Genomic DNA, 1,736 nt, shown 5'->3' with positions numbered 1-1,736 from the left:
ATGTCGCGGTAGGGATACCCGTTACCGGGTACCCCCCGCACAGATCCCGGCGTGCGCTATTCACGCACCGGGCTCCTGCCTTGGGTGTCTGGCGGTGAACCGCTCCACAGGCCATGGATGCAGAACCCGAACCTTCGGCAGCCATACGGCTGCCAGTCTGTTTGCTTTCGTCCATGTCGTATCATCCTGCTGGCTCCTGCGCCTCAGCGCCCGTCGCCAGAGGTCTGTTACGTATATCCTGAACTTCCGCATCATGGGATAGTTGCCCGGGACTGAGTGGTAGTTCAGGTATCCCTGAACCACTCTCCTGAGCCATTTTCCCTGTTCGGGGATTGAGTAATGCCAGCGCTTTCGTAGTCCGTCCTTGATCGCTTTCAGTGTCGCCGTCATCCTGTCCCGGCGTGTCTTTCGTATCAGCATGAACCTGCCACTACGGTCTTTCCCACTGATATGCGTGAACCCGAGGAAGTTGAACGTTTCTGGTTTACCTTTTCCCCTGCTGGCGCGGTTTTCGGCTGCGAAGCGGCCGAACTCCATCAGTCGGGTTTTCTTCGGATGTACCGTGAGTCCGAACTCCTTCAGTCTGCGCTGCATGGCTATACGAAAGCATTGAGCGTCGATTCGCTTGTCGAACCCGATGACTATGTCATCTGCGTATCTGACCATGACCACATTGCCTGTGGCATGGCGGCGTCGCCACTGATGCGCCCACAGATCGAAGACATAGTGGAGGTAGATGTTTGCCAGCAGCGGCGAGATAACCGCACCCTGTGGGGTGCCTTCCTCCGATGCCCGCCATTCTCCTTCCTCTGAGGTCCCGGCTGTGAGCCACTTTCGTATGAGCCTGATTACCCTCTGGTCGCCGATTCTGTGTTCTATGAACCTGATTAGCCATTCATGGCTTACCTTGTCGAAGAACTGACTAATATCGGCATCCAGTACCCAGTTTACATTGGTCCGAACCAGCCCTGTGGCCAGTGCGTCCAGCGCATTGTGCTGGCTTCGCCCGGGTCTGAACCCGTATGAAAACCCCATAAAGTCATTTTCGTAGACTGCATTCAGGATCTTAACCAGCGCATACTGGACGATTTTGTCCTCCAGTGAGGCGATGCCGAGCGGGCGCTGTTTTCCATCCGCTTTCGGGATGTAGTGCCGCCTGCCGGGCTGAGCCCTGTAACTACCCTGATGAAGCCTCCGGTGCAGATCTGCTATGTTGACCTTCAGGTTTTCGGCGTAGTCCTTCCACCTGACACCATCAACTCCGGCAGCCGCTTTCCTGCTCAGGGAGAGGAATGCGTTCTCCAGTGCCTCTGCTGTCAGGAGGTGGAACAATGCGGTAAACCGTTCTTTCTTCCGCTGCTTCGCAGCTTCCCGCACGCGTGACAGCCTCTGTGACATACTTTCCCGGCTCTGCGTCCGGCGCATGTGTGGCTGTTCCGCGTTTCCCTTGGCCCCGCTCCTTCGCTCCACTGACTCCGCTCCTTGCGGATTGTTCGCCAGATTCGCAGCTACTATGAGCGAGTCCGACTTCTCCTCTCCGTACATCACCGGCTTCGGCTCCTCGCCTTCCCGGTGCGGGCCATCTCCGGCACTGGCAGATGGTCAGAGGGGAGATCTCCCGGTTCCCGCGTAAAGATCGTATTGACATGCCAGGGTCTCAGACCCCGCCGGGTCCATATGGCACTCGCAGTAACGCACCCTATGATGTTGCCTTCCGTAAACAGTACAACGTCGGC

1 protein-coding gene is annotated in these 1,736 nt (G+C 57.3%); it reads right to left on the bottom strand.

The window, feature by feature from the left end:
• Positions 1 to 60 precede the first annotated feature (60 nt).
• Entirely contained in the window at positions 61 to 1,548 is a 1,488-nt protein-coding gene (ltrA, locus tag ACOTXL_RS23735; protein WP_023332914.1) for a group II intron reverse transcriptase/maturase, read from the bottom strand.
• Positions 1,549 to 1,736: the final 188 nt, after the last annotated feature.

The organism is Enterobacter cloacae complex sp. IR5402 (assembly GCF_049238125.1).
Taxonomy (GTDB): domain Bacteria; phylum Pseudomonadota; class Gammaproteobacteria; order Enterobacterales; family Enterobacteriaceae; genus Enterobacter; species Enterobacter hormaechei_C.
Note: the sequence above shows the minus strand (reverse complement) of the source record. Positions and strands in the feature narration are given on the sequence as shown.